We start from the raw sequence: 436 nt of genomic DNA on the forward strand, positions 1-436 counted from the left end.
CAATACTCGATCGAATGTACTTGATCGAGACAAACAGATGATGTCAGGATTTTGATTAAAACTGTAGCAATACACGCATAATCTATCCATTTTTCCAATAACCACATTTAGATGAAGACTGTAATCATAATTAGTATTGTAATGGAATGCACCTAGATTTAAATCAGCGTGCAGTGTTCGTCTGGATAGAGTAGTGCGTATCCGAACGTTTTGCAGTCTTGCTTCCCGTTGCTCGATTGTTTCAGCTGAACGGACTTGAGCAGTGCGTACTCGATTGGTTCCTAGTCTTGCTTCACGTTGCTCGTCTGTTTCAGGACGAACGGGCTTCAGCAGTGCGTACTCGAACAGTTTGCAGTCTTGCTTTCTGTTGCTCATCTGTTTCTGAAGCTAGTAATGCCTTTCTCTTTCGTGCTCTAGGTGTAGATGGGCCAATAGC

1 protein-coding gene is annotated in these 436 nt (G+C 42.9%); it reads right to left on the reverse strand.

Annotation, left to right across the window (positions count from 1 at the left end; translation table 11 throughout):
• Positions 1-375 (reverse strand): hypothetical protein (locus AC1VNY_RS42715; RefSeq protein WP_482409709.1); only part of this gene is annotated, 375 nt, incomplete at its 3' end.
• Positions 376-436 lie beyond the last annotated feature (61 nt).

It is taken from the genome of Bradyrhizobium ferriligni (assembly GCF_056837965.1).